The organism is Paraburkholderia kururiensis, from assembly GCF_034424375.1.
Lineage (GTDB): Bacteria > Pseudomonadota > Gammaproteobacteria > Burkholderiales > Burkholderiaceae > Paraburkholderia > Paraburkholderia kururiensis_A.
Genome location: NZ_CP139965.1, coordinates 26,342 through 42,242, shown reverse-complemented (window position 1 = coordinate 42,242; position 15,901 = coordinate 26,342). Strand labels below are relative to the sequence as shown.

General features: G+C 64.0%; 13 protein-coding genes. 11 read left to right on the top strand and 2 right to left on the bottom strand.

Annotated elements, in window-relative coordinates; genetic code table 11:
• The first annotated feature begins 19 nt into the window (after nucleotides 1–19).
• Genes U0042_RS00195 through U0042_RS00165 form a run of 7 tightly spaced genes read left to right on the top strand, consistent with a single transcriptional unit; the run spans nucleotide 20 to nucleotide 8,478 of the window.
• On the top strand, nucleotides 20–952 hold the full coding sequence (locus tag U0042_RS00195) for a 3-keto-5-aminohexanoate cleavage protein (RefSeq protein WP_114812048.1): 933 nt from the start codon (nucleotides 20–22) through the stop codon (nucleotides 950–952).
• 54 nt (nucleotides 953–1,006) lie between these two features.
• Complete coding sequence (locus U0042_RS00190; RefSeq protein WP_114812046.1) at nucleotides 1,007–1,753, top strand: N-acyl homoserine lactonase family protein; 747 nt, start codon at nucleotides 1,007–1,009, stop codon at nucleotides 1,751–1,753.
• Between the two features lie 41 nt (nucleotides 1,754–1,794).
• The gene (locus U0042_RS00185; RefSeq protein ID WP_114812044.1) at nucleotides 1,795–2,922 is read left to right on the top strand and encodes a sugar ABC transporter substrate-binding protein; all 1,128 of its coding nucleotides are present in this window, start codon (nucleotides 1,795–1,797) and stop codon (nucleotides 2,920–2,922) included.
• 26 nt (nucleotides 2,923–2,948) lie between these two features.
• Nucleotides 2,949–4,466 carry a sugar ABC transporter ATP-binding protein gene (locus U0042_RS00180; RefSeq protein WP_114812042.1) on the top strand — a complete coding sequence of 506 codons (1,518 nt, stop codon included), beginning with the start codon at nucleotides 2,949–2,951 and terminating at the stop codon, nucleotides 4,464–4,466.
• Between the two features lie 10 nt (nucleotides 4,467–4,476).
• A complete protein-coding gene (locus U0042_RS00175; RefSeq protein ID WP_114812040.1) occupies nucleotides 4,477–6,576 on the top strand; it encodes an ABC transporter permease subunit in 2,100 nt (699 codons plus the stop codon).
• A gap of 30 nt (nucleotides 6,577–6,606) precedes the next feature.
• Nucleotides 6,607–7,548 (top strand): 3-hydroxyacyl-CoA dehydrogenase, encoded by a 942-nt coding sequence (locus tag U0042_RS00170; protein ID WP_114812038.1) that lies wholly within the window; start codon nucleotides 6,607–6,609, stop codon nucleotides 7,546–7,548.
• A gap of 27 nt (nucleotides 7,549–7,575) precedes the next feature.
• Nucleotides 7,576–8,478, top strand: coding sequence for an SMP-30/gluconolactonase/LRE family protein (locus tag U0042_RS00165; protein WP_114812036.1), 903 nt, complete (start codon nucleotides 7,576–7,578; stop codon nucleotides 8,476–8,478).
• Between the two features lie 127 nt (nucleotides 8,479–8,605).
• On the opposite strand, the gene U0042_RS00160 is transcribed toward U0042_RS00165, so the two are convergent.
• The gene (locus U0042_RS00160) at nucleotides 8,606–9,907 is read right to left on the bottom strand and encodes an NRAMP family divalent metal transporter (RefSeq protein WP_114812034.1); all 1,302 of its coding nucleotides are present in this window, start codon (nucleotides 9,905–9,907) and stop codon (nucleotides 8,606–8,608) included.
• 840 nt (nucleotides 9,908–10,747) lie between these two features.
• Here U0042_RS00160 and U0042_RS00155 point away from each other — a divergent pair.
• The 3 genes from U0042_RS00155 to U0042_RS00145 all read left to right on the top strand — a co-directional run bounded on the left by U0042_RS00155 (nucleotide 10,748) and on the right by U0042_RS00145 (nucleotide 13,274).
• Nucleotides 10,748–12,076 carry a FecR domain-containing protein gene (locus tag U0042_RS00155; protein WP_419150483.1) on the top strand — a complete coding sequence of 443 codons (1,329 nt, stop codon included), beginning with the start codon at nucleotides 10,748–10,750 and terminating at the stop codon, nucleotides 12,074–12,076.
• An 82-nt stretch (nucleotides 12,077–12,158) separates the two neighbouring features.
• On the top strand, nucleotides 12,159–12,707 hold the full coding sequence (locus U0042_RS00150; protein WP_157977958.1) for a DUF4136 domain-containing protein: 549 nt from the start codon (nucleotides 12,159–12,161) through the stop codon (nucleotides 12,705–12,707).
• A 177-nt stretch (nucleotides 12,708–12,884) separates the two neighbouring features.
• A complete protein-coding gene (locus U0042_RS00145; RefSeq protein ID WP_232833671.1) occupies nucleotides 12,885–13,274 on the top strand; it encodes a response regulator transcription factor in 390 nt (129 codons plus the stop codon).
• Here U0042_RS00145 and U0042_RS00140 read toward each other — a convergent pair.
• The gene (locus U0042_RS00140; protein ID WP_327205022.1) at nucleotides 13,186–15,036 is read right to left on the bottom strand and encodes a hypothetical protein; all 1,851 of its coding nucleotides are present in this window, start codon (nucleotides 15,034–15,036) and stop codon (nucleotides 13,186–13,188) included. The genes U0042_RS00145 and U0042_RS00140 overlap by 89 nt on opposite strands.
• Here U0042_RS00140 and U0042_RS00135 point away from each other — a divergent pair.
• On the top strand, nucleotides 15,035–15,886 hold the full coding sequence (locus tag U0042_RS00135) for a YadA family autotransporter adhesin (protein WP_327205021.1): 852 nt from the start codon (nucleotides 15,035–15,037) through the stop codon (nucleotides 15,884–15,886). The genes U0042_RS00140 and U0042_RS00135 overlap by 2 nt on opposite strands.
• Nucleotides 15,887–15,901 lie beyond the last annotated feature (15 nt).

Sequence of the window (15,901 nt, the reverse complement as noted above, 5' to 3'; positions counted from 1 at the left end):
AACAGCGAGGACAGAACACATGGCAACGAAACGCAAGGTCATCATCACGTGCGCACCGACGGGCGCCATCCATACGCCGTCGATGTCGCCTTATCTTCCCGTCACGCCGCAGCAGATCGGCGACGCGGCACTCGCCGCCGCCAGGGAAGGCGCGGCCATTCTGCACCTGCACGCGCGCGATCCGCACGACGGTCATCCCACGCAAGACCCCGCCGTGTTCCAGGCTTTTCTCCCTCGTATCAAGGCGGAAACGGATGCCGTGATCAACATCACGACGGGCGGCAGTCCGCATATGACGGTGGCCGAGCGCCTCAAGCCCGCGCATCACTTCAAGCCGGAAGTGGCGTCGCTCAACATGGGGTCGATGAACTTCGGGCTCTATCCCATGCTGGAGCGTTTCAAGGACCTCAAGCACGACTGGGAGCGCAAGCATCTGGAAAACAGCCGCGATCTCGTCTTCAAGAACACGTTCGCGGACATCGAATACATCCTCACCTCGTGCAGCGCGAACGGCACGCGATTCGAGTACGAGTGCTACGACATCTCGCATCTCTATAACCTCGCGCACTTCGTCGATCGCGGGCTCGCGAAGCCGCCGTTCTTCGTGCAAAGCGTGTTCGGTCTGCTGGGCGGCATCGGACCGCATCCCGAAGACCTCGCGCATATGAAGCGCACGGCCGACCGCCTGTTCGGCAGCGACTACGTGTGGTCCATTCTCGGCGCTGGCCGCAACCAGATTCCGCTGGGTTCGATTGGCGTTGCGCAGGGATCGAACGTGCGCGTCGGGCTGGAAGACTCGTTGTGGATCGGGCCGGGCAAGCTGGCCGAATCGAGCGCCGCGCAGGTCCGCAAGATCCGCCAGGTGATCGAAGGGCTCTCGCTCGACATCGCGACACCCGCCGAGGCGCGCGAGATGCTGCAACTCAAGGGCGCAGCGCAAACCAACTTCTGAGACGCGGGAGGCATCGTGAACGACAGTGGGCGCAGCAAACTGAAAGTAGTCGCGATGCCCACGGGCTGGCTCACCGTGGACCGCTCGTCGCAGGTCTATGGCCGTTACTTCGGGCAGCAGATCAAAGTGCCCGTGTGGTCCACGGCCATCGTGGGCGCGCAGAAGAAGATCGTGGTGGATACCGGCATTCACGACCCGGGCTGGGTTTCGAACTTCGTGTGTCCCTGCGACCAGGCGCCGGAGGAAAAGCTGGAACGCGCATTGAAGGAATACGTCGGCTGGCGCGCGGACGAAGTCGATATCGTCATCAACACGCATCTGCATTACGACCACTCCGGCGGCAACACGCTTTTTCGCAATGCGCGTTTCGTGGTGCAGGAAAAGGAGTGGGACTACGCCTGCCACCCGCTGCCCACGCAGGCCACGTACTACCAGGAGTTTCTGATCGGCCGCGAACCGCTCGCGTATTTCCGCTGGCAGTTCGTGAACGGCGTGACCGACATCGTGCCCGGCGTGCGCGTGGTGCCCACGCCGGGACACACGCCGGGCCATCAGTCCGTTGCGGTCGACACGGAAGACGGCGTCGTGCTGATTGCGGGCGATTGCGCGAACTGCATGGAGAACATCGTCGACCTCGTGCCGGTGGGCATCGTGCACGAAACGCTTGCCGAGATGAACGCGCTCGCGCGCATCCGGCAGATCGCGGACTTCGTCATACCCGGGCACGACCCCAACGTCGTGCCCGGCAGCGCGGGAATCGTATTGCCGGCGCATGCACGCTTACCGCACGTCGCGAAGTAAAAGCGCAGTCACACATCAATAAGGAAGCATCGGAGGAAGACATGAAAGCATTGACGCGCAGCATCCGTCATGCGGGCCGGGTCGCGCTCGGCCTCGCATTCGCAGCGGCGCTCGCCGCTTCAGGCCCCGCCATGGCTGCGGGCAAATACAAGGTGTTTCTGTCGATGAGCTATGTCGGCAACGACTGGCAGACCGAGGCCGCGAACATGGTCAAGGCGATGGCCAACACGCCCGCGCTCAAGGACAAGGTGGATCTCGAAGTGCAGGTGGCGGGCACGGACGCGCAGAAGCAGATCCAGCAGATCAATTCGATGGTGCAGGCGGGCGCGAAGGCCATCATCATCTATCCGATCTCGCCCACGGCGCTCAATCGCGCCATCAAGAACGCGTGCTCGAAGGGCGTGGTGGTGGCCGCCTACGACGGTGAAGTCACGGAGCCTTGCGCGCACAACGTCACCATCGATCAGCATCAGGCCGGCACCGTCACCGCGGAATGGCTCGCAAAGACGATCAACGGCAAGGGCAACGTCGTGATGATCACAGGCGTGCCGGGCACCTCCGTGGACCGAGCGCGTACCGAAGCCGCCAAAGCCGTGTTCGCGAAATACCCCGGCATCAAGGTGATTGCGGAAGGCACCGGCATGTGGAGCCAGGCCACCGCGAAGACCGAACTCTCGAAGATTCTCGCGACCCACAGCTGGGACAAGATCGACGGTCTGTGGATGCAGGTGGGCTGCTTCACGGCGGCGTCGATGCAGCTGGAAGCGGGCATTCCCGACGACAGGATCAAGCCGTGCGCCGGCGAATCGTCGAACGGGCATCGCGTGCAGATGCTGCCGCCCGGCACCGTGAAAGGCGAGGGCGCTTACCGCTCCATCGGCTATCGCTCCATCTCGTACGGGGCGCCGCCGTATTCGGGCGCGATGGCGCTCAAGCTGGCCGTGCAAAAACTCGAAGGCAAAGATTTTCCGCCGCACGTGACGCTGAAACTGCCGCTCGTGCAGACCGCGGAATCGAAGCTCTGCAAGACCGGCAGCATCGACGAACTGAAGGCCGGCTGCACGGCCTTCCCGCCCGACAAGGTGCCGCCCGGCTGGTTCGCGGACATCTATTCCGACGACACGAAGGAAGTGGGCTTCAATGCGGCGCTGACCGGCAACCAGGACTGATTGCGGCACAACGAGGAGGTGATTCGATGACATCGCTTGCGATCGATATCGAGAAGGTCACCAAGCGCTTCGGCGCGACGGTCGCGCTGGACGGCGCGTCGTTTCAAGTGAAGCGCGGCGCGGTGCATGCGCTGCTGGGCGAGAACGGCGCGGGCAAGTCCACCACCGTCAAGCTGCTCTCGGGACTCATGCAACCCGACGCGGGCAGCATCCGCGTGATGGGCAACGAGGTCGCGCTGCACGGGCCGAAAGACGCACATCGTGCCGGCGTGCAGACGGCGTTTCAGGAAATGACGCTCGTGCGCGATCTCACGGTCGCGCAGAATCTGCTCATGTCGTATGAGCCCACGGGCCTGCTTGGGCGTATCAGAAAGCGCGAGGCGCAGCGCAAGGCGGCCGAATGGCTCGATCGCCTCGAACTTTCCGACGTGCGGCCAGGCGCCTACGTTCGCGACCTTTCGTTGCCGGTGCGGCAGAAGATCGAGATCGCGAAGGCGATGGTGCGCGCACCGCAGGTGCTGCTGCTCGACGAGCCCACTTCGGCGCTCTCGGGCCGCGACGTGGGGTGGCTTGCCAGACGCATCGAAGAACTGAAGATGCGCGGCGTGACCTTCGTGTTCATCTCGCACCGCATGCAGGAGGTGCGAGAGTTCTGCGACAGCCTCACGGTGTATCGCAACGGGCGCGATGTGGGCGCGTTCGATACGGCGGACATATCGGACGACGAAGTAATTCGCCTCGTGATCGGCCGTTCGATGGAAGCGAAGTATCCGCCGAAGGTTGCGACGCCCGCGCAGGCGCAAGGCGCGGCGCGCGTGCCCGCCATCGAAGCGCGCGGCATTCGCGTGGACGGTGTGGTCGAAGACTTCGATCTCTCACTTGTGCCCGGCGAGGTGCATGGCATTGCCGCGTTGCAGGGCATGGGCCAGCGCGAGCTGTTCGAAGCGCTGTTCGGCGCGACGTATATCGACGACGGCGAGATTCGCATCGACGGCAAGCCGGTCACGTTGACCTCCACGGCGGATTCGCTGAAGGCCGGCGTCTCCACGAGCTTTCTGCCCGAGGACCGCAAGACCGAGGGGCTCTTTCTGCGCTTGCCGGGCGGCGAGAACGTATCGCTGCCGGTGATTGGCCGCTACTCGCGCTTCGGGCTGATCGACCGCAAGCGCGAGCAGGCCGCGATCCGCCGCTCGCTTGCGCAGATGGAAGTGAATCCGCGTGCGCTTTACAAGCCGTGTCTCTCGTTCTCGGGCGGCAATCAGCAGAAGATCGCGATGGCCAAATGGCTGCTCACGCAAAGCCGTGTGTGGCTGATGTTCGACCCCACGCGCGGCATCGACGTGGGCACCAAGCACCAGATCTTCGTGCTGATGCGCGCGTTCGCAGCCGCGGGCGGCGCGGTGCTGTTCTATTCGACCGACGTGCCCGAACTCGTCAACGTATGCGACCGCGTTTCGGTGATGTATCGCGGTCGCAATGCCGGCGAGTTGTCGGGCGATGCGCTCACCGAAGAGAACGTGATGCGCAAGATGCTTTCCAGCTGAGAGGTAGCTCATGAAAATTGCCATTGCGTCGCCCGACAGCGAGATCGTCCGCCCCGGCGCGCGCGTGGGATGGGGCGCGCGGCTCGATCATCATCGCGGGCTCATCATCGCCGTCAGTGCGCTCGTGTTGATGCTCGCGGCGTGGGTCGCGCTGTCCGCCACGCCGGTCGGGTTCTATGACGTGGGCTCGGTCATTTCGAGTGCGGCCACGCTGGCGCTCGCGGCCATCGGGCAGACCATCGTCGTGCTCTCGGGCGGTTTCGATCTGTCGGCGTCCGCTGTGGTGTCGCTCGCCAACGTGCTCGCGGTGCGCTTCGTGCAGGGCTCGCCCGTCGAGCAATGGGGCGGCGCGGCGCTGATTCTCGCCATTGGCGGCGGCATCGGGCTCATGAACGGTGCGCTGATTGCGTGGTTCCGGCTGCAGTCCATCGTCGTCACGCTCGCAACGATGTTCATGGTGCAAGGCCTCACGCTGCTCATCCAGAACAAGCCGGGCGGCAGCGTGGGCGACCAGTTCGGTGCGGTTCTGACGGCGGATCTGATTCCCGAGAAGATGCCCATGTCCGCCGGCGTATTGATCGTCGCGCTGCTCGTGTGGGCCTTCGTCAAGAGCACGCGCTTCGGCGTGGGCATCTATGCGCTGGGCAGCGACCCCGACAGCGCCTACGCGAACGGCATGCCGGTCACGCGCTATCGCATGGCGACTTACGCGCTCGCCGGCATGTTCTACGCCGCGGCCGGGCTCTATGTGTCGGCGCAGACGGGCTCCGCGGACCCGCTCGTGGGCCGTCCGCTGCTGCTCTCCATGTTCACGGCCGTGGTGCTGGGCGGCACGCTGCTGGGCGGTGGACGCGGCGGCTGCGTGGGCACCGTGTTCGCCGCTATGACGCTGATGATCACCGTGAACATCCTGCTCGTGCTCAACGTGTCGGCGTTCTTCACGACGATTGCCGAAGCGGTGATCCTGATTCTCGCGGTGCTTGGTTCGTCCATCGGCAAGCAGTCGGCGGCGCACGAATTTGCACGTCATGCGGCGCAGTGGCTCAAAGCGGTGCGAACCGGCACGCGGGCGAGGAACGACAGGAATGCACGACGTGTGTCGTTCGAAGTGAACGACTTTAGGCCGGTCGAGAACACGGAACTGACGGGCCGGTTCGTTGCCGACTGGATCGAGCGCAATCGCGAATGGGTCAAGTACGTCGTGCCGGCGTATCTGCTGTTCTTCGCCGTGGTGGTCATCACAGGTTTCGTGTATGGACCGCGTGTGCTCGTCAGCGCGAATTTCTACAGCAGCCTGCTCACGCTGACGCTCTTTCTCGCGATTCTCGGGCTGGGCCAGGGCGCGGTCATTCTCACTGGCGGCCTCGATCTCTCCATGCCGTGGCTCATTACGCTATCCGGCGTGTTGTTGACGGGCTTGACGCACGGCCTCAACGAAGCCGCGGTCTGGGCCATTCCGATCGTGCTCTGCGTGGGAGTGCTCGTGGGCGTATTCAACGGCGTGGGCGTGGTGGTGCTCGGCTTGCCGCCCATCGTCGTGACGCTCGCGGCCAATGGTCTGTTGCAGGGGCTGACGCTCATCTACTGCAACGGGTCGCCGCAAGGCTGGTCGCCTTCCGCGATCAGCGAATTCACGAATGGCCGGCTAGGTCCGCTTTCGCTTGCCGCGTGGAGCGTGCCGCTGTTTCTCGTCGTTGCCCTGCTCCTGCTGCATCGCACGCCGTTTGGGCGCCGTGTGTACGCGGTGGGCAATTCGCCGATTGCAGCGAAGCTCTCCGGTGTGCGCGTGGGCACCACGCTGATCGCGGTCTACTGTCTCTCGGGCTTGTGCTCCGCGCTTGTCGGGTTGCTGCTGGCGGGCTTCAGCTCGCAGGCGTTCCTCGGCATGGGCGACCCGTATCTGCTGCCTTCCATCGCCGTTGTGGTGGTGGGCGGTGCGCTTATTACAGGCGGACGTGGACACTATCTGGGCGTATTCGGCGGCGCGCTGCTGCTGACGGCGCTCGGCACGCTGCTCGCGGGCACCACCGTGCCGCCCGCGGTGCGGGACATCATCAACGGGGTCGTCGTACTGGCCGCCGTCATTACGTTGCGCGACAAACGCGCCTGAACGTAGCCACTCATAGCGAGGACAAAACGCATGCAAGCAAGAACAATCGCGGTGATCGGTGCGGGGCGCATCGGGCGAGCGTGGGCCATCGTATTTGCGCGCAGCGGTTTCGAGGTGCGGATCTACGATGCAGACGCCGGAATGCTGACGGGCGCCATTCCGGCGATTCGCGAGAGCGTGCAGGACCTGGCATCGTTCGACCTTGTCGACGAGCCGGTGGAGACCATCGTGTCGCGCATCCGCGCGTGCGCAACGCTTGCCGACACGGTGGCGCAGGCGGACCTCGTGCAAGAGAACATCGCGGAAGTCGTGGAAGTGAAGCACGCCATGTTCATGGAACTCGACCGGCTTGCGAAGCCCGATGCGTTGCTCGCGAGTTCCACGTCGGGGCTGCCTGCGTCCACTTTCACCGAAGGACTGCAGGGGCGTGCGCGATGCCTCGTCGCGCACCCCGTGAATCCACCGTCGCTCGTACCGCTCGTCGAACTGTGCGGCGCGCCGTGGACCGCACCGGCAACACTGGAACGCGCGCGCATGCTTTACGAGCAGGCAGGACAGCGCCCCGTCACCGTCAATCGCGAAATCTCGGGCTTTCTGCTGAATCGCCTGCAAGGTGCGGTGCTGGACGAAGCGTTGAGCCTCTACGAGCAGGGCTACGCGGGTGCGGCCGATCTGGACACCGTGATGCGCGACGGCCTGGCCATGCGCTGGTCTTTCATGGGGCCGTTCGAAACCATCGACCTGAATGCGCCAGGCGGCGTGGCCGATTACGCCGCTCGATATGGCGGCACGTATCGCAGCATCGCGGCGACGCGTGTGCCGTTCGAATGGTCCGCCGCCACGCTGGAGAAACTCGACGCGGAACGGCGCGCTGTTCTGCCGCGCAACGATATCGAAGCGCGCAGCCGCTGGCGCGATCGGCGTTTGATGGCGCTGCTTGCGCACCGACGAGCGCTGAAAGAAGAGGACTGACTCATCCGGATACGGAAGGAGACGACGATGGCCGAAGTACGCTTGCTCGTGGATGCCAACAACCACCTGGGCGAAGGCCCGCTGTGGGACGTGAAGGAAGAGCGGCTTTACTGGATCGATAGCACGGCCGCTGAGATATACAGCTGCCGTGCCGACGGCGCCGACGTGAAACGCTATTTCGTGCCGCGCCATATCGGTTCGATGGCGCTGCGCGAGCAGGGCGGTGCGGTGGTCGCGCTCGCAAACGGCCTGCATTTCTACGACTTCGACGCACAGGCAGTGGCGTTCATCGCAGACCCCGAGGCCGACGACCCCGAAATGCGCTTCAACGATGGCAAGGTGGACCGTCGAGGCCGCTTTATTGCGGGCACCATGTCCTACGATTTCGACCGCTACGACGCGGACCGCGGCCAGCGCTCCACACGCAGCGGCGCGCTGTACCGGCTGGATGTGGACGGCAGGATCGCGCGTCTCGACAGCGGCATCAGTTGCTCGAACGGTCCATGCTGGAGCCCCGACAATCGCACGCTCTATTTCACGGACACGTACTGCAAGGAAATGTACGCGTACGACTACGACATCGAAACAGGCGCGGCGACGAACCGCCGGCTATTCGCGTCGGCGCACAACATGGCGGGTACCTTCGACGGCGCAACCGTGGACGAGGAAGGCTACGTGTGGTCTGCACTCGTATTCGGCGGCCGCATTGTGCGATTCGCACCGGACGGTACGCTCGATCGCGTCGTGCCGTTTCCTGTGCGCAATCTGACGAGCGTGATGTTCGGCGGCCCGAATCTCGACACGCTCTACGTCACGACGATGGGCCGTCCGATGTGGGGCATTCCGCAGAAGGAGCGCGACAAGGGCGGGCTATTCGCGGTAACAGGCTTAGGCGTGCGGGGATTGCCCGAGCCGCGGTTTGCCGGATGAAGAGCGTCATCAACGCCACGTAGGCCGCAAAGTACGGTAGACGCCACGCCGCCCCATACCGCGTTTTCGACGAATCCGATACGAAGAGGGCCGTGCAGACCCGCGGCGATCTGGCGGGCGAGGCGCGTCAGAGCAATGCGAACATCGCAACCGCTGCGGCACCCATCACGGCCGTCGCGATGCCGCCCAGCGCGAGTATCGGGCGGCTCGCCGTGAACGGCCCCATCACGGAGCGCTTCGAAACGAGGAAGAGGATCACCACCATCAGCGGTACGGCCACCACGCCGTTGATGACGGCGCTCCAGAACAGCGCACGCATGGGACTGATGGGCGAATACTGCAACGCAAGGCCCATCAATACGCTCACGGCGATGATGCCGTAGAAGCCGCGCGCCTCGGTCACGCGGCGCTCGAGTCCTTCCTTCCAGCCCATTGCCTCGGCAAGCGCGTAGGCGCCCGAGCCTGCCAGCACGGGCACGCCGATCAAACCGACGCCCAGCACGCCAACGGCGAACAGCAGCGAGGCGAAGTCGCCGGCCAGCGGCTTCAACGCGCTGGCGGCCTGTGCGGCCGTGTCGATGCTCGTGATGCCGCCCACGTGAAGCGTGAGCGCGGTTGCCAGCATGATGAACCACGCGGTGAGGTCCGAATAGAGCATGCCGCTCCAGGTGTCCCAGCGGATGCGGCGCAATTCGGCCGGCGCGGCGCGCGGGTCGCTCACGAGCGGCGCGCTGTCGTGATTCGCGTGCATGTCTTCCACTTCTTCGGAGGCCTGCCAGAAGAACAGATAGGGGCTGATCGTGGTACCGAACACGCCGACCACCACAGCGGCCGCCGATGCATCGAACGTGACGTGGGGCCACACCGTGCTCAGCGCCACCTCACGCCATGGCACATGCACCGTGAACAGCACGGCCGCGTACGCGAGCAGCGAAACCGTGAGCCACTTCAGGAAGAATACGTAGCGGTGATACGGCACGAACATCTGCAGAAGCAGCGTGACGAACACGAAGAACGCCGTCATCAGGTGACGGTTCGTGCCCGTGACCAGTTCCGCGACTTCGCCCATGGCGGCCACGTCGGCGGCAATGTTCAGCGTGTTGGCCACCAGTAGCAACGCAACCAGGCCGTAGAGCACGACAGGCGGAAAGACGGCCTTGATGTTGGCGGCGAGCCCTTTGCCGGTGACGCGGCCGAGATTGGCGCACATCGACTGCACCGCGGCCATGAGCGGAAAGGCGAGCGGCATGGTCCAGAGCATGCCGAGGCCGAACTGTGCGCCGGCCTGCGAGTAGGTGGCGATGCCGCTGGGGTCGTCGTCGGCTACGCCTGTAATGAGGCCGGGGCCAACCCGCGCGAGCGGGTGTTCCTTCAAACGGTCGAGGAGCGTTCGAAAGAAGCTGGGCTGCGATGGACTGCCGACGCGCATCGACTCACCTCAAGAGTAGGAAAGCGGACGGAATGCAGGGACGGGGAACGGGAGGAGGATACACTGCACAGCGCCGAGGGGTAGGGATTCATGCTTGCAGGTTCGGCGCGGCGGGGGCATGGCATGCGCGAGACACAGAACGTTCGGTCTGCATCGAAGGTACATCGAGGTTGGTGCCATTCTCTTTACGATCGATCAGGATTCCGACAGAAATGTGATTCCCGATCTACGGCGCGCACTACACGCGGGCGGAATCGCGATTGAAGGCCGATACGGTAGGGCGGCCGATTGCTGGCGCGGCACGGCCTGCAATCCGGCCAGGCAAAAAAAAAGCGCGCCGACGGGGCGGCGCGCAACGAGGTACCAGACGATGGCAGAAGCGAGGCGATCCGCCATCGGCCTCAACCGTACAGGACGCCGAAATAGCCACTGTCAAGAATTGTCACGATCGGCGTGTCGCACCATCGCCACGTGGCAATTGACGTGTGGCTGGTAGCTTGCGGCATCATTAAAGCCGATGCGAATTAAAAATAAAAACGTCAGTGCAATGCACCGGAGCGCATTTTTGATGTATGAAGAATGGCGGTGTCTGATTGGAATAAGACGGGGATTGCCTTGGTAAATAGCAAACGAACAACAATCGATTCCGGCCGGTTGGCCCGGTACACCATCGACGGTATAGGCGGTGCGCTTCGCGGCTATGAGGATGCGAGAGCGCGAGTCAATATCGGTACGAGCGTGGCAACAATCAGCGACTGCAGCACATTGAACGCCGTGTGCAGCCGCCGTATTAAGCACCGCCTGATTTCCGCCTGCGCGGCGTGTGTCGGATTGGGCGCGATGCTTGCCATGCCGGCCGAAGCCCGTGAGCCACGCGGCTCTGGCGCTGCGGAGCAAACCACTCCCTACGTCATCCGGCAGGGCGACACGCTCTACGACATCGCCGCCCGCTACCTGCGCGATTCCGGCGACTGGCGCACGCTCGCGCGCCTCAATCACGTCAGAGCGCCCGACCATCTGCAACCGGGCGTCACGCTGCGCCTGCCCGTCTCGTTGCTGCGCGAGGATCGCGTCGCGGCGACGGTCGTTGCGACCAGCGGCCCTGCCGATCATGCCTACGGCAACGGCGGCCCCTACACGGCACTGGCCGTCGGCATGAAGCTCACCGAGGGCGACCGCATACGCACGGGCCACAACGGCTTCGTCACGCTCGAACTCGAAGACGGCTCGCACGTGAGCGTGCCGCAGGATTCGTCGATCGGCCTCGACCGGTTGCGACGGACCGTCTTCACGGGCAGCACCGATCGCCTCATCCGGCTCGAGCGCGGCGAGGTCGACAACGAAGTCACGCACGCCACGAAGAAGGACAGCCGCTTCCAGATCCGCTCGCCGTCGGTGGTGGCGGGCGTGCGCGGTACGCGTTTTCGCGTCAATTACGACAGCGACACGCAGGTGAGTGCGGTGGAAGTGCTCGACGGCGCCGTGGGCGTGGATGCTGCAGGCGCCACGCCGCGGCCTCCGGGCGCAGCGCTGGCCGCGTCGGCGCAACTGGTGAAGGCGAAGTTCGGCAGCGTGACGCGGGCGGGCGGAGCCGCGGGCGCGCCCCTGGCGCTGCTGGCCGAGCCGTCGCTGGTGCAGCCGGGGAAGATCCAGGACGCGCCCGAAGTGGCCTTCGACCTCGCGCCGCTGGACGGCGCGCGCAGCTATCGCGTGCAGGTGGGCCGCGACGCGGGACTGCTGGACGTGATCCGCGACCAGCGCGTGGACACGCCGCACGCCTCGTTCGCCGAAGTGCCCGACGGCACCTACTTCGTGCGCATCAGCGCGATCGACGCGAACGGTCTGGAGGGCCTGCCTCATACCTACGCCTTCGAGCGCCGCCAGTTCAGCCTGACCACGTCTGCCACGCCGCGCGCGGACTCGCACGACTACGTGTTCCGCTGGCTCACGGGCCGGCCGGACGTGCCCACGCGCTATCGCCTCGTGCTCGCGACGACGCCGGACCTGGCGCGGCCGCTCGTCGACCAGACCGACGTGACGGGAGCCGAGGTGATCGTCCAGAACCTGCCGCGCGGCGTCTACTACTGGACGGTGATCGCCGAGCAGTTCGAGCATGGCCGTTACTACCAGAGGGCAAGCGCGGTGCAATCCTTCACGCTCGCCCGGTGAGGCCATGCGAATAAATCTACCTATGAAAGCTGTCTTTTCGATTTTCCTCTCGCTCGCGGCTGCGAGTCTCGCAGGGTGTGCCGTGAAGACCGACGTACGAGCGACGGGTGTTCATCAGTGGCCGCCGGGCGCCACGACGTATCGAATTCTGAGGTCTCCCCCGCAGGAAGTCGACCCCGAGGAGGACACCTACGAAGCGCTAATTCGCAACGAACTCATGCGGTATGGCTTTAGCGATGCCGGTCGTTCAACCGACGAAGCGCATTACCTGATATCGGTCGCGCATGAAGCCCGCCCCGTGAAGGTCACGGTCCAGGCCCCTGCTGTGGAATGCGGAGGCCAGCAGATCGTCTGCGGCCAGCCGGGCTCCGCTGACGGATGGATGCCCGGAGGCGCCTACCTTCATCGTCTGACGTTGCGTCTTGTCGATGCTCGAACCGGCGAGGAGGTCTACAAGGTGGCCAGTACGACCCGAAGTGGCGATGGCCATTCGTTGCATACCATGCGGTACCTCTTGACCAGCGCCTTCGCACGATTTCCTTACGATCGGCGCGACTGGCAAGTCAAGCTTCGCCGCGATGATGACAAGACTGCTGCTCAAGTTGTCTCGGTGAAATCGGTGGAGCGCTAAACAGACGGGGCGTGCGTATCGTTCCAATGCGGGCTTGGCAACACGGCATCGACTGGTCTTTGATGTGCGTCAAATTGTGTGCGGCGTGCGCGCTTAACCTTTGCACAAAAATTGCCGACTAGATGAGCCGCCATGCAAGACGGCGTTTTCTGGTTGGCTTTGATGTGAAGAAGGGTTATGAGAATACTTGCACTGGAAGATGACGAGGCGCAAGCCGAACTGATTGAAACGGCACTGACGAGTGCCGGCCATCAGGTCGAAATCGCCAATAACGGACGGCTGGCGGTACGCCACCTCGAACGCGCCACGGTGGACCTGCTGGTGCTCGACTGGTCTGTGCCGGACCTTTCAGGACTCGATGTACTCGCCTGGACGCGATCACGCATTGGCGTTCATCTGCCGATTTTGATGTTGACTTCTCGTGGTCGGGAAGACGACGTCGCGAAGGCACTTGAAGCCGGCGCGGACGATTACATGGTCAAGCCTGTGCGTCGCCGTGAACTGACCGCTCGCGTGGCCTGTCGACCTCGACCTCGTCGTCGGTCAGTTCGCTCTCTACGGGCGTGAGCTCGCTGTCGACCTCGGCCTCGACTGCCGTGAGTTCACTGTCGACGGGTCTGAGCACGACCAACAGCACGGTGGACAGCCTGTCGACGTCGACCTCGACGACGGTCAGTTCGCTTTCGACCGGGGTCAGCTCGCTGTCGACGGGTGTCAGCTCACTGTCGACCTCGGCCTCGACCGCCGTGAGTTCACTGTCGACGGGTCTGAGCACGACCAACAGCACGGTGGACAGCCTGTCGACGTCGACCTCGTCGTCGGTCAGTTCGCTTTCAACTGGGGTTAGCTCGCTGTCCACGGGCGTGAGCTCGCTCTCGACGGGTGTCAGCTCACTGTCGACCTCGGCCTCGACCGCCGTGAGTTCACTGTCAACGGGCCTGAGCACGACCAACAGCACGGTGGACAGCCTGTCGACGTCGACCTCGTCGTCGGTCAGTTCGCTCTCCACGGGCGTGAGCTCGCTTTCGACTGGCGTCAGCTCGCTGTCGACCTCGGCCTCGACTGCCGTGAGTTCACTGTCGACGGGTCTGAGCACGACCAACAGTGCGGTGGACAGCCTGTCGACCTCGACCTCGTCGTCGGTCAGCTCGCTCTCCACGGGCGTGAGCTCGCTGTCGACCTCGGCCTCGACTGCCGTGAGTTCACTGTCGACGGGTCTGAGCACGACCAACAGCACGGTGGACAGCCTGTCGACGTCGACCTCGTCGTCGGTCAGTTCGCTCTCCACGGGCGTGAGCTCGCTGTCGACCTCGGCCTCGACCGCCGTGAGTTCACTGTCGACGGGTCTGAGCACGACCAACAGTACGGTGGACAGCCTGTCGACGTCGACCTCGACGACGGCCAGCTCGCTGTCGACTGGTGTCAGCTCGCTGTCGACCGCCCTGAGCACGACGAACAGCACGGTAGACAGCCTGTCGACGTCGACCTCGTCGTCGGTCAGCTCGCTCTCCACGGGCGTGAGCTCGCTTTCGACTGGCGTCAGCTCGCTGTCGACCTCGGCCTCGACCGCCGTGAGTTCACTGTCGACGGGTCTGAGCACGACCAACAGTACGGTGGACAGCCTGTCGACGTCGACCTCGACGACGGCCAGTTCGCTGTCGACTGGGGTTAGCTCGCTCTCGACCGCCCTGAGCACGACGAACAGCACGGTAGACAGCCTGTCGACCTCGACCTCGACGTCGGTCAGTTCGCTCTCCACGGGCGTGAGCTCGCTGTCGACCTCGGCCTCGACCGCCGTGAGTTCACTGTCAACGGGCCTGAGCACGACCGACAGCACGTTGTTTAGCCTTTCGACCACGACTTCCACGGGTCTGAGCTCGTTGTCGACCGGCCTGTCGACAACGAACAGCACAATGCTTAGCCTGTCGACGGTGGCCTCGACCGGTATCAGTTCGCTGTCGACCGGCTTGTCCACCACCAACAGCACCGTAACGAGCCTCTCGACATCGACATCCACGGCGGTTGGTTCGCTGTCTACCGGTCTGTCGACCACGAACAGCACCGTGTCGAGTTTGTCTGCGTCGACGTCGTCGTCGGTCAGCTCGCTCTCGACTGGCGTGAGTTCGTTGTCCACGAGCGTCAGTTCGCTCTCTACCGGTGTCAGCTCGCTGTCGACGGGATTGAGCACGACGAATAGCACGGTGTCCAGTCTGTCGACTTCGACTTCGTCGTCGGTCAGTTCGCTGTCGACCGGTGTGACCTCGCTGTCGACGGGCCTGTCGACGACGAACAGCACCGTGTCGAGTCTGTCGACAAGTGTGGGCAGCATGTCGACCTCGCTCTCCACGGCCGTCAGTACGCTTACGGCTGAATCGACAAGCTCGCTCTCGACCTCGGTACTCGCGACATCTAATAGCTTGGCCTCGCTGTCGACCGTTGTATCCACGACCCGTACGCACTACGTCAGTGTGAACGACGGCGGTGTGGCGCAGGCCAACTACAACAACGACGGTGCGACCGGCCTGAATGCGATAGCAATAGGCACTAATGCAAGCGCTACAGATACAAGCGGCGTTGCGTTGGGTGCAAGTGCTACTGCGGGCGGAGTCGGTGCCGTGGCGGTGGGCGGAGCAAGTATTGCGCGAGGGGCAAACGCGACAGCCATTGGCTACCAGGCGACCTCCCTTGCCGACAGTGCGATGGCGGTTGGCGCGAGCGCGCAAGCGATTGGCGTCCAGACAACGGCAATCGGTACCGGTGCAGTCGCGTCGGGCGCGAATTCCGTTGCCCTCGGCAGTGGTTCGGTAGCGACCGAGGCAAACACCGTTTCCGTCGGTTCCTCGGGTAGCGAGCGGCGAATCACGAACGTCGCAGCGGGCGTGAACCCGACTGATGCCGTGAACGTTTCGCAGTTGAGGAGCGTCCAGCAAAGCGTCAACGACGTGGCGCGGACGGCCTACGCGGGCGTCGCGATGGCCGGCGCACTGGCCGGGCTGCCGCAGGTTGAACCGGGCAAGTCGTTCACGATGGGCGCGGGTATTGGCACCTACGGCGGCTACACCGCTCTTGCGGTCGGGGGTAGCATGCGATTCACGCCTAACGTCATCGCCAAGATGGGCTTCAGTACGACAAATGGCAGCCGCATGATGTTCAACGCTGGCTTTGGGTATTCCTGGTAGCGCGAACGGAAGTAG